This window comes from Mucilaginibacter sp. P25 (assembly GCF_050859465.1).
GTDB classification, from domain to species: domain Bacteria; phylum Bacteroidota; class Bacteroidia; order Sphingobacteriales; family Sphingobacteriaceae; genus Mucilaginibacter; species Mucilaginibacter gossypii.
This window is the reverse complement of the sequence record NZ_CP193937.1, coordinates 5,325,238-5,351,424: the sequence shown is the minus strand read 5'-3', so window position 1 is coordinate 5,351,424 and position 26,187 is coordinate 5,325,238. Positions and strand designations below refer to the sequence as shown.

General features: G+C 40.4%; 32 protein-coding genes. 19 read left to right on the top strand and 13 right to left on the bottom strand.

Going from position 1 to position 26,187, the window contains the following annotated elements; genetic code table 11:
• Positions 1–3 precede the first annotated feature (3 nt).
• Complete coding sequence (locus ACRQ5D_RS26990; RefSeq protein ID WP_091162815.1) at positions 4–393, top strand: hypothetical protein; 390 nt, start codon at positions 4–6, stop codon at positions 391–393.
• Positions 394–418: 25 nt separating this feature from the next.
• Here the strand turns inward: ACRQ5D_RS26990 and ACRQ5D_RS26985 are convergent, their stop codons facing one another.
• The 4 genes from ACRQ5D_RS26985 to ACRQ5D_RS26970 form a co-directional block, all read right to left on the bottom strand.
• Positions 419–697, bottom strand: coding sequence for a hypothetical protein (locus ACRQ5D_RS26985; RefSeq protein ID WP_091162816.1), 279 nt, complete (start codon positions 695–697; stop codon positions 419–421).
• A gap of 127 nt (positions 698–824) precedes the next feature.
• A complete protein-coding gene (locus ACRQ5D_RS26980; RefSeq protein ID WP_431198423.1) occupies positions 825–1,190 on the bottom strand; it encodes a ferritin-like domain-containing protein in 366 nt (121 codons plus the stop codon).
• A 317-nt stretch (positions 1,191–1,507) separates the two neighbouring features.
• A complete protein-coding gene (locus ACRQ5D_RS26975) occupies positions 1,508–1,879 on the bottom strand; it encodes a response regulator (RefSeq protein WP_091162818.1) in 372 nt (123 codons plus the stop codon).
• Positions 1,880–1,943: 64 nt separating this feature from the next.
• Positions 1,944–4,958, bottom strand: coding sequence for a PAS domain S-box protein (locus tag ACRQ5D_RS26970; RefSeq protein ID WP_091162819.1), 3,015 nt, complete (start codon positions 4,956–4,958; stop codon positions 1,944–1,946).
• Positions 4,959–5,371: 413 nt separating this feature from the next.
• Between ACRQ5D_RS26970 and kaiC the strand changes: the two genes are divergently transcribed.
• From kaiC to ACRQ5D_RS26930, 8 genes are all read left to right on the top strand, one after another.
• Complete coding sequence (kaiC, locus tag ACRQ5D_RS26965; protein ID WP_432327207.1) at positions 5,372–6,634, top strand: circadian clock protein KaiC; 1,263 nt, start codon at positions 5,372–5,374, stop codon at positions 6,632–6,634.
• A complete protein-coding gene (locus tag ACRQ5D_RS26960) occupies positions 6,624–7,133 on the top strand; it encodes a hypothetical protein (RefSeq protein ID WP_432327206.1) in 510 nt (169 codons plus the stop codon). The genes kaiC and ACRQ5D_RS26960 overlap by 11 nt, the downstream gene beginning before the upstream one ends.
• On the top strand, positions 7,120–7,416 hold the full coding sequence (locus ACRQ5D_RS26955) for a circadian clock KaiB family protein (protein WP_091162821.1): 297 nt from the start codon (positions 7,120–7,122) through the stop codon (positions 7,414–7,416). Before ACRQ5D_RS26960 ends, ACRQ5D_RS26955 begins: the two co-directional genes overlap by 14 nt.
• 4 nt (positions 7,417–7,420) lie before the next feature.
• Complete coding sequence (locus ACRQ5D_RS26950; RefSeq protein ID WP_091162822.1) at positions 7,421–7,738, top strand: circadian clock KaiB family protein; 318 nt, start codon at positions 7,421–7,423, stop codon at positions 7,736–7,738.
• 2 nt (positions 7,739–7,740) lie between these two features.
• Positions 7,741–8,454 carry a PAS domain-containing protein gene (locus tag ACRQ5D_RS26945; protein WP_432327203.1) on the top strand — a complete coding sequence of 238 codons (714 nt, stop codon included), beginning with the start codon at positions 7,741–7,743 and terminating at the stop codon, positions 8,452–8,454.
• On the top strand, positions 8,426–8,692 hold the full coding sequence (locus tag ACRQ5D_RS26940; protein ID WP_432327201.1) for a PAS domain-containing protein: 267 nt from the start codon (positions 8,426–8,428) through the stop codon (positions 8,690–8,692). Before ACRQ5D_RS26945 ends, ACRQ5D_RS26940 begins: the two co-directional genes overlap by 29 nt.
• A gap of 14 nt (positions 8,693–8,706) precedes the next feature.
• A complete protein-coding gene (locus ACRQ5D_RS26935; protein WP_431200879.1) occupies positions 8,707–9,408 on the top strand; it encodes a sensor histidine kinase in 702 nt (233 codons plus the stop codon).
• A gap of 85 nt (positions 9,409–9,493) precedes the next feature.
• A complete protein-coding gene (locus tag ACRQ5D_RS26930; protein ID WP_091162824.1) occupies positions 9,494–10,270 on the top strand; it encodes an enoyl-CoA hydratase/isomerase family protein in 777 nt (258 codons plus the stop codon).
• Between the two features lie 169 nt (positions 10,271–10,439).
• Here the strand turns inward: ACRQ5D_RS26930 and ACRQ5D_RS26925 are convergent, their stop codons facing one another.
• Entirely contained in the window at positions 10,440–10,721 is a 282-nt protein-coding gene (locus tag ACRQ5D_RS26925) for a hypothetical protein (RefSeq protein WP_432327200.1), read from the bottom strand.
• Between the two features lie 92 nt (positions 10,722–10,813).
• Between ACRQ5D_RS26925 and ACRQ5D_RS26920 the strand changes: the two genes are divergently transcribed.
• Positions 10,814–12,499 (top strand): MutS-related protein, encoded by a 1,686-nt coding sequence (locus ACRQ5D_RS26920; RefSeq protein ID WP_091162826.1) that lies wholly within the window; start codon positions 10,814–10,816, stop codon positions 12,497–12,499.
• A 23-nt stretch (positions 12,500–12,522) separates the two neighbouring features.
• On the opposite strand, the gene ACRQ5D_RS26915 is transcribed toward ACRQ5D_RS26920, so the two are convergent.
• Together ACRQ5D_RS26915 and ACRQ5D_RS26910 are read right to left on the bottom strand one after the other, a co-directional pair.
• Positions 12,523–12,810 (bottom strand): chaperone modulator CbpM, encoded by a 288-nt coding sequence (locus ACRQ5D_RS26915; RefSeq protein WP_091162827.1) that lies wholly within the window; start codon positions 12,808–12,810, stop codon positions 12,523–12,525.
• 12 nt (positions 12,811–12,822) lie between these two features.
• Positions 12,823–13,746 carry a DnaJ C-terminal domain-containing protein gene (locus ACRQ5D_RS26910; RefSeq protein ID WP_091162828.1) on the bottom strand — a complete coding sequence of 308 codons (924 nt, stop codon included), beginning with the start codon at positions 13,744–13,746 and terminating at the stop codon, positions 12,823–12,825.
• Positions 13,747–13,919: 173 nt separating this feature from the next.
• Here ACRQ5D_RS26910 and ACRQ5D_RS26905 point away from each other — a divergent pair, with 173 nt between their 5' ends.
• Positions 13,920–14,432 (top strand): GNAT family N-acetyltransferase, encoded by a 513-nt coding sequence (locus ACRQ5D_RS26905; RefSeq protein ID WP_091162829.1) that lies wholly within the window; start codon positions 13,920–13,922, stop codon positions 14,430–14,432.
• Positions 14,433–14,501: 69 nt separating this feature from the next.
• Here the strand turns inward: ACRQ5D_RS26905 and ACRQ5D_RS26900 are convergent, their stop codons facing one another.
• Both ACRQ5D_RS26900 and ACRQ5D_RS26895 read right to left on the bottom strand, forming a co-directional pair.
• Positions 14,502–14,750, bottom strand: a complete 249-nt coding sequence (locus tag ACRQ5D_RS26900; protein ID WP_432327197.1) for a hypothetical protein — start codon at positions 14,748–14,750, stop codon at positions 14,502–14,504.
• Entirely contained in the window at positions 14,747–15,190 is a 444-nt protein-coding gene (locus tag ACRQ5D_RS26895; protein WP_432327195.1) for an HAD family hydrolase, read from the bottom strand. The genes ACRQ5D_RS26900 and ACRQ5D_RS26895 overlap by 4 nt, the downstream gene beginning before the upstream one ends.
• 205 nt (positions 15,191–15,395) lie before the next feature.
• On the opposite strand from ACRQ5D_RS26895, the gene ACRQ5D_RS26890 reads away from it, so the two are divergent.
• Positions 15,396–15,755 carry a DUF1493 family protein gene (locus tag ACRQ5D_RS26890; RefSeq protein WP_090526004.1) on the top strand — a complete coding sequence of 120 codons (360 nt, stop codon included), beginning with the start codon at positions 15,396–15,398 and terminating at the stop codon, positions 15,753–15,755.
• Positions 15,756–15,860: 105 nt separating this feature from the next.
• Here ACRQ5D_RS26890 and ACRQ5D_RS26885 read toward each other — a convergent pair whose 3' ends face one another.
• Both ACRQ5D_RS26885 and ACRQ5D_RS26880 read right to left on the bottom strand, forming a co-directional pair.
• A complete protein-coding gene (locus tag ACRQ5D_RS26885) occupies positions 15,861–16,082 on the bottom strand; it encodes a PspC domain-containing protein (protein WP_022830549.1) in 222 nt (73 codons plus the stop codon).
• 4 nt (positions 16,083–16,086) lie between these two features.
• Entirely contained in the window at positions 16,087–17,373 is a 1,287-nt protein-coding gene (locus ACRQ5D_RS26880) for a DUF2851 family protein (protein ID WP_091162831.1), read from the bottom strand.
• A 142-nt stretch (positions 17,374–17,515) separates the two neighbouring features.
• On the opposite strand from ACRQ5D_RS26880, the gene ACRQ5D_RS26875 reads away from it, so the two are divergent.
• From ACRQ5D_RS26875 to ACRQ5D_RS26855, 5 genes are all read left to right on the top strand, one after another.
• Positions 17,516–17,689, top strand: a complete 174-nt coding sequence (locus ACRQ5D_RS26875) for a hypothetical protein (RefSeq protein ID WP_431198418.1) — start codon at positions 17,516–17,518, stop codon at positions 17,687–17,689.
• The gene (locus ACRQ5D_RS26870) at positions 17,611–18,825 is read left to right on the top strand and encodes an MFS transporter (RefSeq protein ID WP_431200878.1); all 1,215 of its coding nucleotides are present in this window, start codon (positions 17,611–17,613) and stop codon (positions 18,823–18,825) included. Before ACRQ5D_RS26875 ends, ACRQ5D_RS26870 begins: the two co-directional genes overlap by 79 nt.
• Positions 18,826–18,986: 161 nt before the next feature.
• Positions 18,987–20,051: a M20 family metallo-hydrolase gene (locus ACRQ5D_RS26865; RefSeq protein WP_091162833.1), complete on the top strand. Its 1,065-nt coding sequence runs from the start codon at positions 18,987–18,989 to the stop codon at positions 20,049–20,051.
• A 355-nt stretch (positions 20,052–20,406) separates the two neighbouring features.
• The gene (locus ACRQ5D_RS26860; RefSeq protein WP_432327193.1) at positions 20,407–21,369 is read left to right on the top strand and encodes a DUF5916 domain-containing protein; all 963 of its coding nucleotides are present in this window, start codon (positions 20,407–20,409) and stop codon (positions 21,367–21,369) included.
• 97 nt (positions 21,370–21,466) lie between these two features.
• A complete protein-coding gene (locus ACRQ5D_RS26855) occupies positions 21,467–22,597 on the top strand; it encodes a hypothetical protein (RefSeq protein ID WP_431198416.1) in 1,131 nt (376 codons plus the stop codon).
• A 69-nt stretch (positions 22,598–22,666) separates the two neighbouring features.
• On the opposite strand, the gene ACRQ5D_RS26850 is transcribed toward ACRQ5D_RS26855, so the two are convergent.
• Both ACRQ5D_RS26850 and ACRQ5D_RS26845 read right to left on the bottom strand, forming a co-directional pair.
• Positions 22,667–24,358, bottom strand: a complete 1,692-nt coding sequence (locus tag ACRQ5D_RS26850; protein WP_091162834.1) for a sensor histidine kinase — start codon at positions 24,356–24,358, stop codon at positions 22,667–22,669.
• A gap of 517 nt (positions 24,359–24,875) precedes the next feature.
• Positions 24,876–25,181 carry a hypothetical protein gene (locus ACRQ5D_RS26845; RefSeq protein ID WP_431198415.1) on the bottom strand — a complete coding sequence of 102 codons (306 nt, stop codon included), beginning with the start codon at positions 25,179–25,181 and terminating at the stop codon, positions 24,876–24,878.
• Between the two features lie 447 nt (positions 25,182–25,628).
• Between ACRQ5D_RS26845 and ACRQ5D_RS26840 the strand changes: the two genes are divergently transcribed.
• Positions 25,629–25,868 carry an RNA polymerase sigma factor gene (locus tag ACRQ5D_RS26840; RefSeq protein WP_432327190.1) on the top strand — a complete coding sequence of 80 codons (240 nt, stop codon included), beginning with the start codon at positions 25,629–25,631 and terminating at the stop codon, positions 25,866–25,868.
• Positions 25,869–25,913: 45 nt separating this feature from the next.
• A complete protein-coding gene (locus ACRQ5D_RS26835) occupies positions 25,914–26,159 on the top strand; it encodes an RNA polymerase sigma factor (RefSeq protein WP_431198413.1) in 246 nt (81 codons plus the stop codon).
• Positions 26,160–26,187: the final 28 nt, after the last annotated feature.

The following is a 26,187-nucleotide window of genomic DNA, read 5'->3' as shown; positions in this document are numbered from 1 at the left end:
CCGATGAAAACAAAAACCAAGGTTATTATCACCCTTATATTACTACTGATTATAGTAGGCTTTTTTTACTATCGATATTATTTTGTTTTTGGCGAGGGAACTAAAGCCGGTACCATGAACTATTTTGTAAAGAAAGGTTACGTATTTAAAACTTATGAAGGTAGGTTAATTCAAAGCGGAATCCGTACGCAGGTAACAGGGGGTACAATTGGCTCAAATGAATTTATGTTTTCTGTAACCGATGAAAAAGTGGCAAAAAAACTGAGCAGTAACGCAGGCTCATTTTTAGAACTTCACTATAAAGAATACCTGCATACGCTGCCATGGCGGGGAGTAAGCGTTTTTGTGGTTGATAGCGTAGTTTCGGCCAAACCACTTGCGCCTGGTATGTAATAAAATACATTAAACTACAACCTGCTTAAGCGTTGACCAGGTTGTAGTTTAACTCGCCGTTTTGTTTGGTGATCTTTACCAATCCCCGGTCAAAAAGATAATTAAGTACTTCAATCGTGTTTTTCTCGTGTGTAAAAGTATTTACCGCAGGTTCGTATTCCTTTAGCTTCAATGCAATATCAGCTACTGTGGCTTGCTTTAATTGCGAAAGCGTATAAATCACCTTATCCTGTGTGCAGGTAACCTTAGCGAATTGATCAGGCATGCCGCATGCCGAAAAAAATGATTGATTTGAATTGCTCATCTGCTCAATATAACAAAATTATGATCAGGCATTAACCGCATCTCTTAACGATTTAATGGTGTCATGCGTTTTTTTAAACCTTCTAAATGGTTATTAAGCATGGTTACAACCTGCTCATCTTCCCATATCAGCTCCTTATCGTCAAGCGCGGCGCGATAAGCTTTTTTGCTACATCCTCGCCATATTCGCAATCCGAAAGTATCGAGTGACTGTCTTTACTGACAAAAACCGATTTTACATCCATCCAGGCGTGATAAAATTTCCCCGCAAGGGTAGTACCGTCTGTAGGATCTCCTCCTAATACATGAATGTAATCGCGTATTTCACTAACGTAGTTTTTGCTTTGATCAATATATTCATTAAAAAGTAAATTCAATCCGACTTCATCTGTTGCTTCGGTAGCTTTGTGATATCCGGTTATCCTGTCGTTATTTATTTTGATCAGATCGTTCAGTGCTGAGATCTGATGTTGTACGTGCTGTAAAATTCCCATGGCGTTGTTGTTTTGTTTTAATAAATAACATACCATATGGGTTAATGTTTTTATATTTTAGTTAGGTGTTGACCAGTGAAATGACCAGTTTAACTACATGCCATAAATGCAACTGGCTGAATCGGCAGCCGGATAAAACAGACATCGCCGGGGGCATTCCGGGGGCGTAATAGCATTTAGCATGTCACGTTTATATTAATTTAAAGGGATAACTTAAGCAACTGGAAGAACCGGCGGCCGGGTGAGACGGCCGCTATAAGGTTCTTTCCGAAGAGGGGGTAATTGTTATTTAGTTGATTGATGTTGCTTGTCTATTATTAAGTTTTTTGAACAAAATGGGCCACTTTTTTTAGTAACTCATTCATGTCAAAAGGCTTGGCCAAAAAGTCGTCGGCGCCGGCCATCATTGCAGAATCACGTATATCGCGACTTGCCGATATCATGATAACAGGTATATCTTTGGTTAGCTCGTCTTGTTTTAGCTTCTTGCAGATATCCCGACCGTCTTCGCCGCTCATCCAGATATCTAACAGTAGCAAGTCGGGGAGTTCGTCTTTCATATCAAGCACTGTTGTACCATCTACGGTTGATGTTACCTCGTAGCCTTCAAATTCAAGCAGCATTTCCATAGCATCAACAATGCCCGGGTCATCATCTGCAATCATGATTTTCTTGTTCTTTGTATTCATTTTAGGCGTAAAGGCTTGGTTAAACCCTCTGAAATTAGCTGTGATAAATTTACCTTATTGTGAACTATCCAACAGGTGAATAACTGTTGGTATCGTCTACAGGTAATGCAAAGCAAAAAGTAGACCCTTTGCCTTCAATGCTGTTTACCCACATTCTGCCGCCTTCTCGCTTAATAATTTCTGATGAGATGTATAATCCTAACCCCAAACCGGGGAATGTATGCTGCTTGTTCCCACTTACGCGGTAAAATTGCTCAAACACCCGGTCCTTCTTGTCTTCGGGTATCCCGATGCCAAAATCCTGTACACAAACAATCACCTCATTGTTTTCGCGGCGAGTGTTGATGATGATGGTATCGGTATGAGGCGAATATTTGATAGCATTCGTAATGAGGTTGGTAATAACCTGGCTTACCCGATCTTTGTCTGAATAGATACGGCCTGTTGGTGTAAAGTTTTGGATAAGTTTATGTTTTTGTGTAGTGTGCTGCAGGTCTTCAACAGTTTCCTGTAGGGTTTCATTAAAATCGAACCATATTTTATTGAACTGTAGCCTGCCCGAGTTAATCTTGGTAACATCAAGGAGATCGCCTATGAGGTTTGTAAGACGGTTAATCTGGGCATCCATCCTAAGCACCATTTCGGCCTTTTTTTGTTCGCCTTCTTTGGTAAGCATAGCACCCAATACCTGGGCATATGCTTTTATGCTCGTAACCGGGGTTTTTAATTCGTGACTTGCGATACCTAAAAAATCATCTTTTTGTCGTTGTAATTGTTTTTGCTCATCAATGTCTGTATTGGTACCAAACCATTTAATGATTTTTCCGTCAATTATGAAAGGTAAAGCCCTGGACAAATGCCACTTGTAATTTTGATCTTTGTCTTTTAATCTAAATTCACATTGGTAAACATTACCCGTGTTCACTGCATAATTCCAAGCCTCAACACAAGCATCCCTATCATCGGGATGAATAGCATTGAGCCAGGATGCTGCTATTTCATTTGCCTGGGCACCAAAATAATCTACAGCACGTTGATTAAAGTAGTCGACCTGGCCATCCGTGCGGGCCGTCCAAAGTTGCACCGGCATAAAACCAGTAACAAACTCAAACTGCCTGATCTGGTTATTCAATTCCCTGTTACGTAATTTCACTTCGCTTTCGGCAAGTGTTTTATCGGTGACATCGGTACAGGCACCTATGTACCCGGTAAATTCCCCCTGCTCATTATATTGCGGATTGCCGGTGGCTATACACCATCTTATTTCACCATCCCGGCGTGTGATCCTAAAATCAACTTCATAGAACCGGCGGGCATTTAAATCGGCTAAGAACTTTTCACCGGCCCTGGTTCTGTCTTCTTCTAAAAGTGCGTTGATCCACCCTGCGCCCATATTATCCTCATATTTAATACCAGTCCAATCAACCCAGGTTTGATTTACGTAAGTAATATTACCTTGAGCATCGGCCATCCAAAGTACTGTTGGCGATGCATTAGTGATGTTTTTAAGCAATCTTTCACTATCAGTAAGGGCTTTTTTATCGGCAATTTCCCTTCGCAGATCCCTTGCAATTGAAGCCCTGCCCTGTGGCAAGCCGGTTACAGCGTCATAAACCAGCATGGTGGTGCCGTACACAGGTATGGCTTCGCCGGTTTGGAAATGACGGTAAAGTACTTCACCGCTCCATTTACCATGCTTCATTAAAATTGGATTTACTTTGTCCCTCAGCTTATCAAGCTCATCAGGCATTAAATATTCGCTGTTGTGCCTCCTGTGCTCGTTGGCGCCTTTGATACCCAACATTTTTCGCCCGGCGGTATTTACGTAAGTTACATTACCATCAAGGTTGGATAGGCTTACAAAATCTGAGGTATGGTTAATAAGCGACAATAATTTATACTGTTCATTTCTTGCCGCTTTTTCAGGGCGCAGGTCTCGGGCTACGGATGCCATACCAATAGGCAAGCCATTTAACGGATCATCGATTCTGAAACAGTTAACGTAAACCGGAATATTTTCTCCTGTCTTAAAATGCCGGTAGTGCATTTCACCTTCCCACTTACCATACTGCTGTACCGCGGGGTTTATCTCATTATTTACTTTGTCTGCTTCATGATCTGCAAAATATTCAACGCCGGGTTTTAAAGCTTCTTTTGTACTCCCAATACCTAATATAGTGTAGGCTGTTTTATTGATATAGGTTACAGAACCATCCATGCTGCCTACTGCAACCACGTCGGCTGTTTTATCAATCAGTGCAATCAGTTTTTGTTGTTCTTGTTTATCTAATATTTCGCGGGTTATATCCTGTACGGTACCTGCAAAGCGGATAGGCTCATGATTATCGTTAAAGTAAGCCCTACCTTTCAGGTGGATCCAATATTTCAGGTGCCCTGTGTCATCAACGGTGCGGACGATTATATCATAATTTCCATTGCTTACAGGATCATAAGCCTGCATTACTGCTGTTCGCAAGCGTTGCTCATCTTCCGGGTGGACAAATTTCAACAGATCATCATACTTTATCTCATCATCTTTTCGAAAACCGCAGAGCTCTTTACAGCGGTCGTCCCATGTTGCGGTTTGTAATCTGGGGTTTAAATCCCAGGTTCCCAGTTCGGCAGCTTGCAGGGCAAATTGAGCACGTTGTTCACTTTCAACCAGCTTTTTACGGGTGTTAACCAGTTCGGTAACATCTGTAGCTGTATTCAACACGCCCCAAACTTTACCATCGTCGTTATGTAACGGTTTAAAAATAAAGTTGAAGTAAAATTCTTCAAGCTTATCGTTAACCATAAGATCAACCCTTTGCTCTTTCCACTTATAAGCCGTACCGTTATCGTATACATTTGATAATATTGCATGAAAGCCCGGCTCTTCGAATTCGGGCAGCAGGTCAAAGTAATTATGCCCAATAACATCATCTCCCTTTCCCCATATATCTGTCATGGCCTTATTGGCAATCCTGATCTCCATTGTTTTGCCAACATATAATGCTATAGGGGTAGGAGATTCCCTGAACAGAATACGGAAAATATCTTCGTTTAATTGTTGATGAAGGCCGGCGTTGTTATTCATTATATAAATAATATGTATAAATATAGGCTATAATAATTAAGATCAAAATCTCAATTCATACATCATAATATTTCAATTAGTGAGTATGCCTGTTATATTAATATAGCTGCAATTATTGATAAAAACGGGTTACAGAAGCGTATACCTTGTATTTTCTAAACAGTATACCTGTATAAATGTTTAAATTCTGTTTTTAGAGAATTTGATGGTATGAGATTTTAAAGGTTTGTAAAATCAGGAGAATTATTTGTATTAATAGTACGGTAATTTTACCATGTTTTTTGTTTTTTTACTCCATAAAATCAATTATATCAAAACAATTTCATAGGTATTACTATTACCATACCAATAAAACAAAATCCTGTATACTTGATGGTTGTGGTATGCGGGTAGTTAAACAGATTGGATTTATTATGACCAAATTGCATAAAAAACAGCAGCTTATAACGTTTGAGCAATTGCCCAAAACTCCTACCGGTATTACCGGTTTAGATGAAATAACGGGCGGTGGTTTACCTAATGGAAGACCAACGCTGATATGTGGTGAAGCGGGTTGCGGTAAAACACTTATGTCGCTTGAGTTTATCGTGAGGGGTGCTACCGAATTTAACGAGCCCGGTGTATTTATGGCTTTTGAAGAAAAGGCAGATGAATTGGCTTCGAACGTAGCATCGCTGGGCTTTGATTTAATTAAACTCCAGGATGATAAAAAATTAAGACTTGATCATGTGCATATAGACCGAAGCGAGATTGAGGAGACAGGCGAATATGACCTGGAAGGTTTGTTTATTCGCTTAGGCTTTGCTATTGACAGCATCGGGGCAAAAAGAGTAGTACTGGATACTCTTGAAAATCTTTTTTCGGGTTTATCAAACCAAATTATATTGAGGGCCGAGCTTAGAAGACTTTTTACTTTTTTAAAGGAAAAAGGTGTAACTGCTATAATAACCGGCGAAAAAGGTGACGGCTCTTCATTAACACGGCAGGGGCTTGAAGAATATGTTTCAGATTGTGTGATCCTGCTTGATCACAGGGTTATAAATCAGATCTCAACCCGTCGTTTGCGCGTGGTAAAATATCGCGGTACACAGCATGGTACCAACGAATATCCATTTTTAATTGATGAAGATGGCATTTCTGTACTTCCGGTAACATCTTTAAGATTGGAAAAAGAAGTGTCATCCGAAAGAATTTCATCAGGGATACCCTCTCTTGACAGCATGTTTGGAGGCAAGGGTTTTTTTCAGGGCAGCAGTATCCTCGTTTCGGGCACGGCCGGTACCGGTAAAACAAGTATTGCGGCCAGCTTTGCCAATGAAGTTTGCGGCAACAAAAAGAGGTGCCTTTATTTTGCTTTCGAGGAGGCGCCTAAGCAGATCCTTCGCAACATGAAATCAATCAATCTCGACCTGCAAAAACACATCGACAATGGCTTGCTCGAGTTTCATGCCTCGCGTCCTACGCTTTACGGTATTGAAATGCACCTCGTCGCTATTTACAAGATCATTAAAAGATTTAAGCCCGCAGCGGTGATCCTCGACCCGATTACAAACCTCATTACGGTGGGTTCGGTAAGTGAAGTAAAATCGATGCTGATAAGGCTGATAGATTTTTTACAGGACGAGACAGATCACGGTTATGTTTACTGCTCTCAGTTTAAATACGGTGGTAAGTGAACAAACCGACGAAGGTGTATCATCATTAGTTGACACCTGGCTGCTTGTAAGAGATATCGAATCGAACGGAGAGCGTAACAGGGGGTTATACATCATGAAGTCGCGCGGTATGAGCCATTCAAACCAGGTACGCGAGTTTACAATTACCGATAAGGGGCTGAGCCTGGTTGACGTTTATCTTGGCCCCGATGGAGTGCTCACAGGATCGGCAAGGGAAGCACAAAAATTAAGGGAAAAAACAGGCGTGGCACTAAGGGAGTTTGCTATAACTCGTAAAGATAAAGAGATATTGCGCCGGCGTATGATGCTTGAATCAAAAATTGCAAGCTTGCAGGCCGAATTTGAGTCGACAGAGGAGGAATTGAACAAAATATACCTGGAAGAAGAGTTGAAACAGGATATTATAGAAAGAAACCGGCAAGAGATAACCGACATTCGCCGGGGAAATGCGGATACGCTTAAAAGTAAATCAAAAAGAAAAAATAATGGAACTGGATGAAGTTATAAAATATGAGTTAAGGCTGTATATAGCGGGCAAAACTGCTAAATCAGTTACCGCGCTCACCAACCTTAAAAAATATTGTGAAGAACATTTGAAAGGTCAGTATGTTATTGAAGTAATTGACTTGCTGCAGCAGCCTCAACTGGCCGAAGGGGATCAAATATTTGCAATCCCCACGTTGGTAAGAAAAGTACCTGAACCGATTCGCAAAATAATAGGCGACTTGAGCAACGAGGAAAAAGTTTTGGTTGGATTGAATATAATACCAGTAAGTAAATAGTTAGATGACCGAGCAAAACCAATTGCCTTTAGATCAAGGAGAAAACCAGTTTTTTCGATTGCGTTTATTTGTAATTGGAGCATCGCCCAATTCTGTCAGGGCAATAGCCAACTTAAAAATTATTTGTGAGCGGTACCTTAAGCCTAATTACGAGCTCGAGATAATTGATGTTTACCAGCAACCGCTCATCGCACGGGAAGAACAGATCATAGCATTGCCTTTACTTATTAAAAAATCTCCCGGCGTTGAACGCAAGCTTATCGGAGATATGTCAAATACAGACAAAGTTTTAAAAGGGCTGGGAATATTTACAGAAAGCTAATTATGGAGCCGGACAAACTTACATATGAGCAGTTGCTTGCGGAAAACAATAAGCTTCGATATCAATTAGAAGAAGCTACCGACGTCATTTCTGCTATTCGTAATGGCCAGGTTGATGCCTTTATAGTTAAAGATGATGAAGGCCACCAGCTTTATACGTTGAAAACGGCCGACCAAACCTACCGCGTTTTTATTGAAAAAATGAACGAAGGAGCGGTTACGTTGAATGGCGACGGTACTATATTATATAGCAATTCGAGTTTTGCGGCTATGGTTAATGAACCGTTAGAAAAAGTGATCGGGCTGGATTTTAACGCTTTTGTTGCCGAAGTTTCGGTGGAAAAATATAAGCAGATAATTAGGGATGGCTGGAATGCCGATTGTAAGGGCGAGGTTTTGTTATCAAATCGGGATGGTAAACTGACTCCCTGTTTATTATCATCTACCACACTTGATCTTGATGAAGGAACGGCATTGAGTTTGATCCTGACCGATTTGACTGCTCAAAAGGAAACCGAATGGGAGCTGAAAATTAAAAATGATCAGCTTGAAGAAGCTCAGAATATTGCCGAGAGGCTGAATAATGATCTGGAAGATACTGTGAGGGAGCGTACCAATGATTTGCTTATCAGTAGGGAACATTTTAAGTTGCTGGCTAATAACATTACTCAAATGACCTGGACGAGATTTGCCCGGTGGCGAAGTCGATTTTTATAATCAGCGCTGGTTTGATTATACGGGCAGGCGATATGGTGAAACAGCAGGCTGGGGCTGGCAACAGATCGTACACCCAGATGATCTGCAAAAAACAATGAGTGCTTACCTCGAATCTTTGCAAAGCGGGAGTGTTTATGAACTTGAAAACAGATACCTCCGCTGGGATAATACTTATCGCTGGCACCTTAACCGCGCAGTGCCGTTAAGAGATGATAATGGAGAAATTCTTTTTGGGTAGGGACCGCAACAGATATCGAAGAACAGAAAAAGCAGCTTGATTTAAAGGATGAGTTTATTGGTGTGGCCAGCCATGAACTTAAAACACCTTTAACCAGCCTGAAAGGTTATTTACAGCTTATTTTGGCTTATAAAAAGGAGGAAGTTCCCTCAATAGTAAAACAATATATTGAAAAGGCCGGCACTGCTTTAAATAAGCTTCAGCGTTTGGTTAACGATTTGCTTGATGTAAGTAAAATTCATGCGGGAGGGCTTGAATATGCCAGGGCGAAAATAAATCTTCGCGACCTGGTAGCGTCAACTTTAGAAAACGCTATCCACCTATACCCTGAATTTAATTTTATCAATAAATCGGAAACTGATTTTTTTATAGATGGAAATGCCGGGCGACTGGAACAGGTACTGATAAATTTCATTAACAATTCTGTAAAATACTCAACCGAAAATAAAAATATCATTATTGAAACCGGTAATATAAACGGAAAGGTACGTGTATCAGTAACGGACTTTGGCATCGGATTGTCGGCCGCGCAGATCGAGCATATTTTTGAGCGGTTTTATCGTGTTGAGGATAAAAAATTTATGACGAGCGGCCTTGGTATGGGGCTTTATATCTCAGCTGAGATCATTAATAATCATAGCGGCGATATAGGGGTCGAAAGTGAGCTTGGTGCAGGCGCTACCTTTTATTTTGAGTTGCCCTTGCTTGAAAAGTAAGCATTGTTTATTTCGGTTCAAAATTGCAGTTGACATAAATACTTCTGATATTGGTTGGAAAACCACCTGATATAAAACATAAAATATGTCTGCCGAAAACGAAAATATATCCGTTACATATGAGCCTGACGGTGTAACCACCATTTGTTTTTATCATCCGGCACAAAACTCCCTGCCCTCGGCGCTATTAAAACAACTTGCCGATGCGATATTCAGTGCCGGTAATAACCCGGAAACAAAAGTCATTGTTTTAAAGAGCGCGGGAGATCGTACTTTTTGCGCGGGTGCAAGCTTTGACGAGCTGTTGCAAATTAAGGATAGGGAAACCGGCGCGTTATTTTTTGAAGGGTTTTCCAATGTGATTAGTGCCTGCCGCAAATGCCCCAAAATAATAATTGCGAGGGTACAGGGGAAAGCAGTTGGAGGAGGGGTTGGCCTTGCCGCCGCTGCCGATTATTGCCTGGCCAGCGAGGCGGCATCAATAAAGTTAAGCGAGCTTGCTATAGGTATTGGCCCCTTTGTGATAGCCCCCGCTGTGATCCGTAAAATAGGGTTATCAGCATTTTCCCAGGTCACTATCAGGGCTTCAGATTTTCAAACTGCCCAATGGGCAAAGCAAAACGGCTTGTATAATGAGGTTTATGAAGATACTCCAAGCCTTGATGCGGCTGTATATGAGCTTACTCGAAAATTAGCTTTATATAACCCGGCAGCACTTACCGGATTAAAACAGGTACTTTGGGAAGGCACTGCTGATTGGGATGATTTGCTTAAACAACGTGCGGCTATAAGCGGTGAATTGGTTTTATCGGAATTTACGCAACGGGCATTACATTCTTTTTTTAAGGATAAATCCAAGTAACATTTGAGTAATAAACTGCCTGTATTTTAACACAACCCTTGATACTTCTCATTTTTAATGGGGCTAATTTTGTGTATATCTAAATAGTATTGGTTAATTATATGACCGTTTTATACTGGCATAGTTGCTTATTGTAAGAAAGCCCCGGAAATCCGGAGGCTTTTTGTTTTTACCAGTGCCTGCAGTAACGATGAACACGATAATGCCTTTGATAGTATACCGGCGCGTCATAATATCCTGTTGCGTAATAGCGTGGACGACCATAATAGACAGGCTGGTCATAGTAGACGTCCCTGCCATAGTAAACAGGTGTTCCGTAATATCCGCTTGTGTAAACTACCCTATGATAAGGACGGCCAAAATGTGCGCTTATACTTATACTTTGAGCTTTTGCAAATTGAAATGAAAACATCATCACAAAAGCTATTATTGAAAATCGCATAAATTTCATGGTCATAAATTTTAGTTAATACCTGAATTGTAATACATAATTATGACTGGCGATGGATAAGTTGGTTTAATTAAATTTTTATATTTTTAGATATGTATTACTTTGTTTTTTCTGCGATAGTTGTCTTTATCGTAATTGGAGTGCTTTATATTAAGTCGTATTATGATAAATTACGCTGGACAAAAAAGCAGCTGATAAAAATTCAGGAGAAGTGGGGCAAACCGATTAACGCCCGCCGAAACTTTGACTTAATAAAGATTTACCTGGATTCGGAAGACAGTAAAAACAAGCTTTCGGCTCAAACAGCCGACGATCTTGACCTGATAAGTGTTTTCAATTATATCGACAGAACAAACAGTAACCCTGGTAAACAATACTTGTTTAATTTATTACATTGCCCTACAACCGAGCTTGATGTTTTGCATGACCTCGACAATGATATTGAGGATCTTAACATGGATATACCCGGCCGCGAATTGCTTGAAGTGGAATTGTCAAAACTTAACCACCCCGATGCTTACTTTATAGCCGATCTTTTTCTCAGGGCACATGAACCGGTATTTGCATCGGTAATTAATTTTTATATAAAGGTTTCACCTTTTCTGATCCTGGCTGCGTTATTATCGCTGATTGTTATTCCTAACATTTTCAGCTTTATCTTTTTGCTATTGTTGTTTGCGTACAACATTGTTATTTACTTCAGCAACCGCAAGGCTATTTCAGGATATACCAAATCGTTACCGCAATTGCTGGTTATGTATAAAGTTGCAATGGCGTTAGCTAAAAGCGGGAAATTTGGTCAGGTACACGACGTAAAGTGTTCCCTTTCCAGCCTAAGAGGTTTAAAACGAGCGCTTAAGTTTGTAAACATAGAAAGCGGCTTCGTGAATGGTAAAAGTGATATTGCTTACGCAGCCTTCCATTTGTTTAAACTGCTTTTTGTGATTGAGCCCAATACTTATACATCATCATTAAAACAAGTCAGTAAATACCGCGAGGATATTAAAGAAGTGTATAAATTTATTGGCAGGGCCGATACGCTGATAGCTATACAATCAATACGTGACGGTATGCCTTTTTATTCAAAACCCGCGTTTATGGGTGTTGATGGCAAAATAGAGATTACCGAACTTTTTCACCCATTGGTAGCTAATTGTGTAACTAATTCCCTTTATACAACTAATGCAGACAGGGGGGCATTGATCACAGGGTCAAACATGTCTGGCAAAACTACATTTATTAAAGCGCTGGCATTAAATACGCTGCTATCGCAAACTATATTTACAAGTTGTGCAAAGGCCTACAAGGCTCCTTTTCTCAAAATACAAACCAGCATCAAAACCAGCGATAACATTGATGAACACAAGAGTTATTTTCAGGCACAGGCCTTAGCTATTTTAGATATCATTGATAACAGTTCTCAGAAAGAGGATATAAAAAGCATGGTGATCATTGATGAGATTTTCAGAGGTACCAATACCATCGAACGTATAGCCGCAGCAAAGTCTGTGCTTTCGTACATTACCGCTAACCAAAATTTTGTTTTTGTATCAACCCACGACCTTGAGCTGGCCCAGCTGCTCGACGAGGATTTTGTTGTATATTCCTTTTCAGAATCAAAAGACGGGCGCATCCTGGTATTTGACTATATCCTGAAGCAGGGCCTGCTTGAAAACACTAACGGAATCGCCATACTCAAATCCATGGGATATCCAGAACGTGTTATCGATGAAGCCAATATTGTAAGCGAGCGAATGATGAATAAATATTTGGTTTAAGCATTCCTAAAAAGAAAGCTTTCTTATTCATATAAGCTCAACCTGTTTTTTAAATACCGCATATCTTCCTGTAATTTTTCAACCCGGTTAAGCAGGTGAGAGATAGCTTCAATGCCGGCTACGTTAATATCCAATTCGTACAAGCTCACCAGTTTTTCCAGCTTTTGAAGCTCAGTTTGAGGGATGAAGACAGTTTCATTAATGATGGTTACTTCAACCAGTCCCGCTTCATGTAAAGATGTAATGAACGTGTATTCAACATTATGATATACACAAAAATCGTTTGCTGCTATTAATTCTGCTGTTTTCATAATGTTTTAAATTTAGGCTGAGGATTTTGCCAGTTCTTCAAATAATTGTTTCTGCTTTTCGGTGAGGTTGGTAGGGGTTTGAATATCATAGGTCAGGTACAGATCGCCAAATTCATTTTCTTTTTTGTAAACGGGCATACCTTTGCCTTTGAGCTTTACTTTAATGCCATTTTGAGTTTCAGGTTTTACTTTCACTTTAACTTTGCCGTTTAATGTATCGGCAGTTATTTCGCCACCTAAAACTGCAGTGTACAGGTCAAGTTTCAACGTGGTGTACAAATTGTTACCATCACGCTTGAAATTTGCATCAGGTGCAACACTAAACTGAATATACAGATCTCCGGCGGGGCCGCCGTTTACACCCGGGGCGCCATGCCCGGCTATTTTGATAGTTTGTCCGTTTTCAATACCTGCGGGTATGGTTATCCGGATATTTTTGCCATTGACAGTCAACGTTTGCTTATGTGTTTCAAGAACGTCTCGAAGGTTTAAACTTAACGAGGCATTATAGTCCTGCCCGCGATATTTTGCCTGCCTGCCGCTACGCGCGCCTCCTGCGCCGCCAAACATCGATTGAAAGAAATCTGAAAACTCGTCACTTCCAAACCCTTCGGCACTGCCAAATCCTTCGGCTCCGGTAAAGCCGCCATAACCACCAAAACCTCCTTGTGCACCGGCTTGTTGGCGCGCTTGTTGTTCGTATGCTTCGCCGTGCTGCCAGTTCTCGCCATATTTATCGTATTTCTTTCGCTTTTCCGGGTCACTTAATACTTCATTTGCTTCGTTTAGCTGCTGGAATTTTTTGTGGGCATCTTCGTCATTAGGGTTAAGATCGGGGTGATATTTGCGGGCCAGTTTACGGTAAGCATTTTTAATATCCTTTTCGGATGCATTTTTGTCGAGCTCTAATACTTTGTAATAATCTATAAAAGCCATGGCGGGATTTAATATAAACAGATGTGTTATTAACTACTAAATATACAGCTTGGTTTTAAAACTTATGGCTTTTTTAATGTCATTTGATATAAGTGCGCGGACTTTAAAATTATGGGTTATAGCTTTTATTTAAAATTCGCAAATACTACCTTTGGCATCCTTAAATTAATCATATGCCTGTAATAACCCAAGCTACCCTTACCGACGTACCCGAACTTAATGTTTTAGTAAACAGCGCTTACCGTGGTGAAAGCTCAAAACGGGGTTGGACAACTGAGGCCGACTTAATTGGCGGCTCCCGCATTGATGAACAAACTCTGACGGGGTATATGAATGATGAAAATATCATCATTTTAAAGCATACTGATGAGGAGGGCAATATTACAGGTACTGTTTATCTTGAAGTCAGAACTCCAAAGTTGTATGTTGGCATGTTTAGTGTATCGCCATTATTGCAGAATAAAGGAGTGGGCCGCGCACTGATAGAAGAAGCTGAAGTTTACGCGCGTAAGTATAACTGCAATACTTTAACTATGACAGTAATTAGCATCCGCTCCGAACTGATAAGCTGGTATGAGCGCCGCGGCTACAAACCAACCGGCGAAATTCAGCCTTTTCATGCACATGGCCGTTTTGGGGATGCCAAACAGCATATTGAGCTGATTGTAATGGAGAAGAGCGTTTAAGTCCTAAGTTTTAAGTTCTAAGTCTTGAGTCAAAAGTTAAATTGGTATAATCGACTTAGGACTCAAGACTTAGAACTTCACAAATTCCAATACTTCACTGATCTTATGCACATGTTTGAAGTTTTTGTGTGTTAAAACGGTTTCTACATGTTCGTGCGCCCATGTTGTATGATAGGGTACGTGAACAGCATGCCCGCCAATGTTGATCACGGGCATTACATCTGATTTTAAGGAATTGCCGATCATCATAAACTCATCGGGATTGATGTCAAGGTGTTTGATCAGCTTGATATAATCATCCTCCTTTTTATCACTCATAATTTCGATATGGTGAAAGTAATGTGCCAGCCCTGATTTTTGAGCTTCCGCTCCTGGTCAAGCAGATCGCCTTTGGTGGCTACCACCAGCCTGTAATGATCTTTTAATGAGGATAAAACATGTTCTACCTCGTTCAGTAACTCTATCGGTTGATTAAGCATATCCTTACCATATTGTAATATGGTTTCCACTACATCAACGCTAATATTTTTTTCAGAAATGCTCAATGCTGCCTCTATCATGCTGAGGATATAGCCTTTTATCCCGTAGCCATAAAGTGGGAGGTTATCAACCTCAACTTTAAAAAGCTCTTTGGAAATGGTGTGCTGTGGCGAAAAATTTTCGAGCAGGCTGCAAAACCTTTCTTCGGTAGCTTGAAAGTAAGGTTCATTTACCCAAAGGGTGTCGTCGGCATCAAAGGCAATTACTTTTAGGTTCATTTGAAGTATCTGGTTTACCTGGTGCAATAATAATACATCGGGTTGATTTTAGTAGCATAAAGCTCCATTGTACAGCAATAAATATTTAACATTTATGAACTATCAGGTTCAATTTAAACGATTTAAAAATAAAGTAAATTTGTATGCAACCTTATTTCAAAAGCTACGTCTCATAACTTAAATGGTCAAATTAACATTCGTTTAAATGGAAGAGATACTGCCACCCTTAAAAGAATTTATAGTTGATTATTGCAACAGGTATAAGATACATAAGGTTGATCCGCATAGCCTGAACCTCGATACTAGTATTGATCTTGATCTGGATATTTTTGACATTGAGATAGACCTTTTTCTTGCCGATTTTGCCGAACAGTTCAATATAGATCCATCTAAATTCAGTTGGTATAAATATGGCTATCCCAAAGGCTCAACCCGGGTAAAAGTTATTAAACTGATGTTTGGCTACAATACTACATGGGTTAAACAACTGGCCCAATATTGCTATACTCCCAAATTTAAGGTGCGCAACTTACAAGATGCTGTAAAAACTGGCAAATTGGTTTAATGTAAGATGTGCTTTCACTAATCAAAATCGGTGAAATCAGGAAATAGTCGGTGAGATCTCCTAATATAAATCAGCGAAATCAACGTAATCAGAAACGATCAGCGGTTAAAGATCAGTAACCCCGGTATGCTTGCGTTTAATGAAGTTGCGGATATCCAACACAATACCTGCAAAAAAATAAAATATAAGCGGGAAGCCTACCGCCAGGAATGAGGAGTAGATAAAGAAAAGCCTGATCTTGGAGATCGAGATATTAAAGCGTTCGCCAAGGTAGGTGCATACACCAAAAGAGTACCGTTCAAAAAAAGTAAGTATCCGCTGTAGCATGGTGTCAAGCCAGTTTTAGTATCTTATTACCAACGCCGCATTGCAGGCATTTCTTATAGTTGCAGTAATTATTTTTTAACTCAAGCAATGCCTGTGATTCAAACGCAGTTTCAATTTTCACTCCTAAGTTAACAAAATCAGCAATAATATTGTTTTTTTCGGCCGGTAAATTTTCTAACAATTTAAGACTACGGCTAATATAATATTGCTGCTGATGCTGCTTGCCGTAACTAAACAGGAACAAGGCCACTGCATTGAGCAGCAAAATATCAACAGAACCATCGCCCATATTTTTCGATGACGGCTTGGATTGTACATCAAACCGGTAATGGTCCTCCCAGTAATCGTTTACTTTGATCTCTGTAAATAAACTACGCAGTGCTTTTACCTCTTTAATCTCTAATATTTTAGATAACAGGTGGTTTGACTGTACGATAAGTGCGGCAAATTGCGCCAGCCTGATGGTTGGAAAGTTTTGGGGCCTTAGCCGCATAAACTTCCACAGGTGGCTTTCTATAGGTTTAAGGTTGTATTTTTTACGCAGATATTCATACTCCTTTTGAAGTTTGAGGGGATAATCATCTTTAAATTCACCCTCTAAAAAGCCTGCCTGCCCAAATATCAAAGCTTCAATTTGCATCGGGCTGTTTTTGTTTTTGGCGAGGATAAGCTGAGGCAGCGATTTAGCCATCAGCTCAAACGGCAGGGCGTTTACTTTAAAACCAAAGTTTGCCGCTAAAAACTGGTAAAAAGTTTCCTCCCAATCGCCTTTATTAAGTGCCAGAGCCGCTGCCACATTTGCCGATCGTTTTTCCATCCGCTCAACCAGCACGCGGGTAAGCCAGTTTTGCATGGTGAGGGCATCCACTGTAGCGATGCCGTTTTCGCAGGGTATAAAACTCTGGTTACCGAAAACCAGTTTATGATATTTGTTGTAAAGCGCTTCACTAATACGGCTTTGCAGTTCAAGCGTTGGAACTTTGCGCCCATTTGGTAAAAACAACTGCGCATCGTTACGATAAACTACATGTAATATCACATTATCATAAGCGCCATCATTAGTATGGCCATGCTTTTGCCAGTCGGACGCGGAAAGATGCACTTCTACATTACCTGCCCAAACAGTCTCGCCAATACGGATCCCCGCATTATGAAAATCTGGACCTGAATCTGAATTGTGCAGCCCGGCCGAAAAGATTTCCAGTTCCTCTCCATCTACAGTTTGAAGGTTTTCGCGCTCAAAAAGCCTGAATTTCCAGATGTAATGCAAAAAATCTTCGGTGAAAAGCATGGTTGTGGTTTGGCTGAATGGTTGATAGCGTTATTGTGTGAATAAGTTTTTATTAAAGCAAATATGCCGGTTATTATATTGGTATTGCGCCTCTATTTTAAAACTCCTAATATTACGGAAACCAACAATATCTGCCAAACCTATGAATGGAATAAAATCACCAATACCCCAAACCACGGGCGGACGCATCAAGTCCATCATCGGCGGATCGCTGGGAAATTTGGTTGAATGGTATGACTGGTATGCTTACACTGCCTTTTCCCTTTATTTTTCAGATGCTTTTTTCCTTCAGATAATCAAACCGTACAGCTTTTAAACACAGCCGGTATTTTTGCCATCGGCTTTTTAATGCGCCCTATAGGCGGTTGGGTAATGGGGACCTTTGCGGATAAGCGCGGCCGTAAAACTGCGCTTACATTTTCTGTATTGCTTATGAGCGTTGGTTCATTGATCATTGCTATAACACCTGGCTACAAAACCATCGGTGTTGCTGCGCCTATACTGCTGGTGTTGGCCCGCATTATCCAGGGCCTGAGCGTAGGAGGGGAGTATGGAACCAGCGCCACTTACCTGAGTGAAATGGCTACAAAAAAGCACCGTGGTTTTTACTCAAGCTTTCAATATGTAACGCTCATTATGGGGCAATTACTGGCATTGGGTGTTTTGGTTTTGCTGCAAAGAGCGTTTTTATCTGAAAAACAATTGCATGACTGGGGTTGGCGCATTCCATTTGGAATCGGGGCAATACTGGCTGTCACCACTATGTATTTAAGGCGAAGCTTACAGGAATCAGCATCGTTTGATAAAGAAAGTAAAAAAGCTGATGCCTTGAATGGCACTATAAAAGCTTTAACAGAGCATCCTAATGCTGTTTTTACGGTAATTGGATTAACCATTGGCGGCACACTGGCGTTTTACACCTTTACCACCTATATGCAAAAGTTTTTGGTTAATACGTCCGGCTTCAGTAAGAGCGCCGCTACGCTCATCTCAACCTTAACATTAGCTGTATTTATGGTGATACAACCTTTATTTGGCTTACTGTCGGATAAAGTTGGCCGGAAGCCATTACTAATTGGTTTCGGCATATTGGGTACGCTTTGTACAATTCCTATCATGACATTGCTAAGCCATACTAAAGATGTATGGGTTGCATTCGCGCTGATCCTTTGCGCGCTGGTCATTGTAAGCGGCTATACCTCAATCAATGCTGTTGTTAAGGCCGAACTTTTTCCGGCCAATGTGCGCGCCCTGGGCGTAGGTTTTCCTTATGCAATAGCCGTATCCCTGTTTGGCGGCACTGCCGAATATATTGCCCTGTGGTTCAAAAATGAACATCATGCGCAATGGTTTTATTGGTATGTAACTGTTTGTATCGGGCTATCGTTGGTTTTATATATCACCATGAATGATACCCGCAAACATTCAAAAATGGAAGATGAGCAGATTTGAAAATGTGCAGATTACAAATGATATGTAATGTTTGCGTTAGGTGAATATTAAGTTACTTGTAAATCTATTAAAGTGACTTAATGTTCAGGAAATGTATTTCATCCACATAAATAAAAAGTGTTAATTTTGCCCGTTCATTACAAGGGATAACCCTTAAATTTATGACTGACACAAGCAATTTATTTCAACTGGCGGTAACATTACTGCAACAACTAATATCCATTCCATCGTTTAGTAAAGAGGAAGACCGCACCGCCGATCTGATCAACGAATTCCTGCAGTCGCATGGGGTAACCACTCATCGTAAGCTTAACAATATCTGGGCCTGGAATAAACATTTCGACCCGGCTAAAGAAACTATCCTCCTTAACTCACATCATGATACCGTAAAGCCCAATTCGGGCTATACACGCGATCCTTACGATGCCAAAATTGAAGATGGTAAATTATATGGCCTTGGTAGTAATGATGCCGGGGGCTGCCTGGTTTCACTTATAGCGGTATTTCTTTATTTTCATGATAAGGAAAACCTGAAATATAATTTCTGTCTGGCGACTACCGCCGAAGAAGAAATTTCAGGCGTAAATGGTCTGGAACTGATCATTCCCGATTTGGGGCAACTATCTTTTGGTATAGTAGGTGAGCCAACCCTGATGCAGTTGGCAATTGCCGAACGGGGTTTAATGGTGTTAGATTGCACTGCTCATGGCCGTGCCGGACATGCCGCCCGCGAAGAAGGGGAGAACGCTATCTACAAAGCGTTAACAGATATTGAATGGTTCCGTACTTTTAAATTTCCGAAAGAATCAGAAGTTTTTGGGCCGATAAAAATGTCGGTGACTATTATTAATGCTGGCTCACAACACAACGTTGTGCCTGCCAGCTGCGTGTATACCGTTGACGTGCGTGTAACTGATGCTTACCGTAATGAGGAAGTGCTGGAGATTATCCGTGAGCATGTTGCCAGCGATGTAAAACCGCGTTCTATCAGGTTAAAACCATCATCTATCCCTAAAGAACATCCCATAGTTCAGGCTGGTATAGCGCTTGGCCGTACCACCTATGGCTCACCAACAACATCAGATCAATCATTGCTGGATATCCCTTCCATAAAAGTTGGCCCCGGCGATTCCGCACGTTCACATACTGCCGATGAGTTTGTTTATGTAGATGAGATCAGGGAGGGCATTGAGTTGTACATTAAGATGCTGGAGAGTATTAATTAACATTGTCAAAATAAAAATTTACCCATGACACGTTGTAGAAGCCAGACTTAAGAACTTTTCAAACTTCGTAAGTCTTTCTTCTCTGGCTTTGTCATTGCCTTTCAAAGTCCGCAGGATTTCAAACCTATGATAACGGGTAACCAACAGCCCGCTTAACCGATTGGTTAAGCGGGCTGTTTCATTATAAGAATAAACTTAATTTACCTGAGTTGAGCATATTTTACTGATTAGTAGGTGTATAGCTAATTGCATGGAGAAACCGAGCGGTAAATTATATGATACAAGGCATTTACTTTTACTAAAAAAATGTAGTTTTAAAATTCGTGAACCAATAAGTTTATATACCCTTATCTTAATGCCCTTAAAACGCTATTGCCGCCTTTCGGCAAAAACATTCTTGCTCATCATCTTATGCTGTATAACCTCCTTTTATGCATCGGCTCAAAAAAAGAACGCGGGGTATAAGTACCATATCCGCAGGGCTGCTTCGGCTATTAATATAGACGGAGTGATGAATGAGCAGGCCTGGATGCAAGCTGATTCGGCGGGAGATTTTTTCATGGTGCTGCCGATGGATACCAGCAAGGCTACTGTTAAAACCGAGGTGCGGATGACCTACGATGATAAAAACCTGTACATCATAGCTATCAATTATAATTCGGTACCGGGGCCTTACATGGTTGAATCGTTAAAACGTGATTTCAGTTTTGTAAAAAATGATAACTTCCTGATTTTCATGGACCCATTTGATGCCCGCACCGATGGCTTTAGTTTTGGTGCCAACGCGGCGGGAGGGCAGTGGGACGGCAGCATGTATGAAGGCGGCAAGGTTGACCTGAGCTGGGATAACCGCTGGTATTCGGCAGTAAAAAATTATCCTGATAAATGGGTTTGGGAAGCATCTATTCCATTTAAGAGTATCCGTTATAAAAAAGGCATAAAGGAATGGGGGATCAACTTTAGCCGTAATGATCTCAAGACTGCCGAAAAATCAAGCTGGACACCCATCCCACGGCAATTCCCTACAGCTTCATTGGCTTATACCGGCACACTTGTTTGGGACGAAGCGCCCCCAACAGCCAGCAGCAACGTATCTATAATTCCATACGCGCTTACGGGTTTATCTAAAGATTATCAGCATAATACCAAAACCGAATATAAACATGAAATAGGAGGGGACGCCAAGATCTCCGTTACACCAGCCCTTAACCTCGATTTAACAGTCAATCCCGATTTTTCGCAGGTTGATGTTGATCAACAGGTGATCAACCTCAACAGATACGAACTTTTCTTCCCCGAAAAACGACAGTTTTTTTAGAAAATGGTGACCTGTTTGCCAACTTTGGTTATTCTGATATTCGCCCTTTTTTTCAAGGCGGATAGGCCTCAACGTACCGATTGATTTTGGAGCAAGATTGACCGGTAAATTAGATAAGGACTGGCGTATTGGCGCTATGGATATTCAAACAGGCGGCTCGGGCAGCGCCCAGCAGGCTCCTGAAAACTATGGCATCATTACCCTGCAAAGACGGATCCTTGATCGCTCAAATATCGCTTTCCTATTTGTAAATAAGGACGCTACTGCCAATATTCCCGGCACCACCGGATCAACTGCTTATAACCGTAATATAGGCGCTGAGTTTAACCTTGCCTCGCGCAGTAATATCTGGACAGGCAAAGTACTGGCCCTTAAATCATTTACGCCCGGCGTGAGCGGGCATGATTACGTGGTATCCGATCATTTCCAATACCTGAGCAAATACTGGACGCTTTATATGCAGGAGGAGTACGTAGGTAAAAATTACAATGCCGAAGTAGGCTATGTTCCCCGTGTTGGTTATGTGAAGTTAAGCCCGCTGTTACTCCGTAATTTTTTTCCTAAGCAGGGTAATATTCTAAGCCATGGCATCCAGCTTACCTCTAATTATTTCTTCGATGAGTCGTTTCACCGTACTGATAATGAAAGTATCCTGTCATATTTGATCACATTCCGTAACCGGGCAACACTGTCGGTGTCCGGTATAAATGATTATGTGCGCCTTCTGAGGCCTTATGATCCAACTAATATCGGTAAAGGTTTATTACCTACCGGCTCTGAGCATAACTGGAACACTATTGATGTGCAGTTTGTATCGAAGCCGCAAAATGTGTTTACCTATTTGCTGGAAGCATCGCACGGTGGGTATTATGATAAGGGCGTACGCAATAGCGTTACAAGTTTAATAGGCTATCGTTTTCAACCTTATGTAAATATTGCTATCAATACCTCCTTCAATGATTTAAGGTTGCCGCAGCCATTTGGCCATAATACGTTCTGGCTGGTAGGGCCAAAAATTGATGTTACCTTCACCAATAGCTTGTATTTTACCACCTATATACAATATAATGAGCAGGTGGATAATATCAACATTAATACCCGCCTGCAATGGCGCTATAAGCCTGCTTCCGACCTGTTTATTGTTTATGGCGATAATACCACGCCATCACCGTATACAGTAAAAAACAGGCAGTTAACGTTAAAATGGACGTACTGGTGTAACTTATAATTAGCTGGAGAATGAACAGCTTTTTAAGATTTTGGGTATTTAATCAAATTTTAAGTAAAACGTCGGCAGTTAGTCTATTTCATACTTTTCGTAAGGGATCTCAAAGCTAAAAGTGCTTCCTTTACCTGCATCACTTTTCACACTGATTTTTCCTTTTTGCAACTCGAGCAACTGCTTGCAGATGTACAAACCAAGCCCGGTACCAGTATTGCCTTTGGCCGAATTGGTTTGATAATACTTGGAGAACAGGTTAACCTGCTGCTCCTGGCTGATACCTGCCCCTGTATCAGTAATATCAATTGTTAATTCGCCTTTACTATCCGCAAATTTAAGGGTTGCAATGATCTTTATGCTGCCGGTATCTGTATATTTAATGGCATTACTAATGAGGTTCACCATGATCTGTTTAAGCCTGAAGCTGTCGCCCAAAACTTCAGCGTCAGGGTCGCCTTCAAAATGATAGTTTAACCCCAGTTGTTTTTTATCGGCGCTGAATGCCATACTTTCGATAACCTCTTTCAATGTTTTATCAGGGCAAAAGGGGTCTCGATGGATTTTTAGTTCACTGCTTTCCATTTTGGCAGCATCAAGTGTATCGTTGAGTGTTTGTAACAACAGGTCGGATGATGCTCTCACAGTACCCAACATTTCCGCCTGTTTGGGTGTGAGTGTCGTTCTGCTGAAAATGTATAGAAAACCATTTATTGATGTAAGCGGATTGCGGATTTCATGGCTCATATGCAGCAGCAAGTCCATTTTTTGCCGGGCTATCATTACTGCGCGCTCGTTCTCCTTAAGTAAAAGTTCTTCAGATTTCCCCAGTTTAATAACAAACACGATCAGCAATATGGCAAAAGCCAAAAGCAGCAATAGTGTAATCAGGTAAAGTTTATTCAGTAAGCTTGTAGTTTCAAGATAGCTATTAAAAGCCAAACCCTTAAAGGCGTCGGTCATGCTGTAGTTGATATCTTTAATAGCCGCAATTAGTTGCTCCATTTTATGAGTAATACGCATATTAAGCATAATGAGCTGCCGTTGTGTTTCCTGTAATTTTAAGTTGCTCTGTTCTAGCTGTTTGAGTTTGTTGAGATAGGCGTATTTATCTTTAGTTCGGAGCTTTTGAGTAACCGAATCTATGTAAACGCGTGTTTGATGATTAATGACAACATTACCGGTGCCGGTTGCATAGGCATTTTTATTTTTTATAGCCTCTTTGATCCTTGCAAAAAAACCTTTCTTTTTTACGTTTCCTGGTTGAGTTAAAGTGTCGCTGCTGCTTTGCACCGTTCGGCTGCTTTTAACTGCTAACCTATTTTGAGCTGTTGCCGTATTGAGGTCTGAATAAGTGGTTAACAGGGAGTCAAAGTCGCGCCGGGCGGAGAAGAGTTCGGCGGATAACTTTACTTTTTGAGTGTGCCATGTGTGGAGCTGCGCACGTTGTGCTGTGTTAAGCCTGGTTGTATCATGCTGCATATTAAGCAGCGTGTCAATTTCGGCAAAAGCCATTGAAAGTTTATCCTGATAGGCCTGAGCTTTGGCGGTACTGGCATCTACAAGCGATGACTGAAACAGATCTTCGGCCTCGTGGAGTAATAATAACGCCTGCTGCGGCCTGGAGTTGTTAAGATCCATAAGGTGCGACACCCGGGCCGTATGCGCCAATCTTTCGGTGATCTTGTCCCTCACGAAAAGGGCGGCGATGACTAAAATTATTGTAAATGCTAAAAAAGCAAGCAGGATTTTCCTTGATAAAACGTTCATATATTTATTTTCATCAGTATGCCGGACTTTATTAATTTAAAATCGATTCCGACGTTCCCAATGGTTTTGAAGAACAATGATAATGATAAAAATAATAGAATCATTCAGCGATTGCTACCATTGATTGTCAGGTTTTTTAAGGCAGGGTTAAACATGTAGCTTATAATTTATCAGGTAACTATAAAAATAATAGAATCATTCAGCGATTGCTACCATTGATTGTCAGGTTTTTTTAAGGCAGGGTTAAACATGTAACTTATAATTTATCAGGTAACTTTCGCCTGGGTTAAATGTTGTGGGTGTTGTGGAAATGGAAGCTTTTATTTTAACCACAAGTTATGTGGCAGAAAAAAGCTTGAGATGAAAAACATCGAGCCGGTTAAAAAAATACAATTACTTAGTTAAAGATTTAATACCTGTCAATATTGGTGATAGCGCAATTAAAATTCATCAAACGTTGTGCGACTGTCTGTAAATGGAGAACTATAAAGATTTATAATTAAAAGCTTGTAATCAACTATGAAAGTCCATTCTGATGTTTGATTTTTTTATGGGTAACCAGGTCTTCGCAGCCGAACGCATAATCTATATCTAATACTATTCGGAAACTTCCCTGGCCTGTGTTCTGATCAAATTTGATCCGGTCAAAATTTAAGCTGACCACTTCCGGCGAGCCCTCAGGTCTGAATTCACGCTCAAGGGCATACTTAAGCTGTTCGTAGTTTGCTGAAAGAGGCTCAAATATTATATTCAAAAAATTCAATAAGCTGGCAGGTTCATCCTTTAACTCATCGAGCTGCCCTTTGTGAAGTTTAATTTGCAAGCTGTTTATCATCAAAACAAAATTAAAAACAAAGCTGGATTAAATGAAATGCGAAATAGAACGAGTGTTTGTGCTCATTTTGTAAAAAAAGAGCCGGATGAATTTTTGATGCTGAACTGGATATTCTAAGTTAAAAAGAATTAAAAGGGAATGCCTTATTTTTATTTTTTAATTGTTTTTATTACATTAATTACTGAATGAAATCGATTGCTTTTGAACATTTTTTAAAACAAAGGTATATCCCGTTTCTTACGATGTATCAAGAATGTCTCCGCTATAATTAAATGGCCCGTTTAGTAAAAAAGGCTTGTTACAGATCCTGTTTTTGAGTAAAGTGACAATTTTTAATATTTTTTTAATAATTGTTGTTTTGACAATAAAAGTTTTTACATTTAGCTTTCTATAGTAGCCCAACCTATTTAGTTATAAACCAGTTAAGACCAATTCATGGAGATTTTGAACGATGCTTATATTATTGAGCAATTAAAATTGGGGAACAAGGAGGCCTTTGAAGCAGTATTTAAAAAATACTATAAGCTGCTTAATGTATCGGCCTTTTATATTTTACGGGATGAAATGGAAGCAGAAGATACCGTTCAGGGTTTTTTTGTCGATCTTTGGGAAAGACAATTATATACCAATATTAATCTCGTCATTAAAAGCTTATTTAACTACAGCAATCCGTAACAGATGCCTCAAAAAAGTTGAAAGCGAAACACGAACGCAAAAAAATTGGTAGATTATAAATATACACTTACCGAAATAGAGGAGGAAGAAACACCTGTACCAGAAATTTATCCTGAAAAAGTGCTGGCTGATTTGTCGATACAGCGGATGCAGGCTTTTACCCTGGTGCATTATGAGCATAAAAAGTATAAAGATGCGGCCCTTGAAATGGGTATTAGTATAAATTCTTTGAAAACTCATTTGAAACTGGCAATAAAAACTTTAAAAGAAGGGTTAAAAAGTGCCAAATAAGTTCACCCTTTTATCCATAATGAGGTCT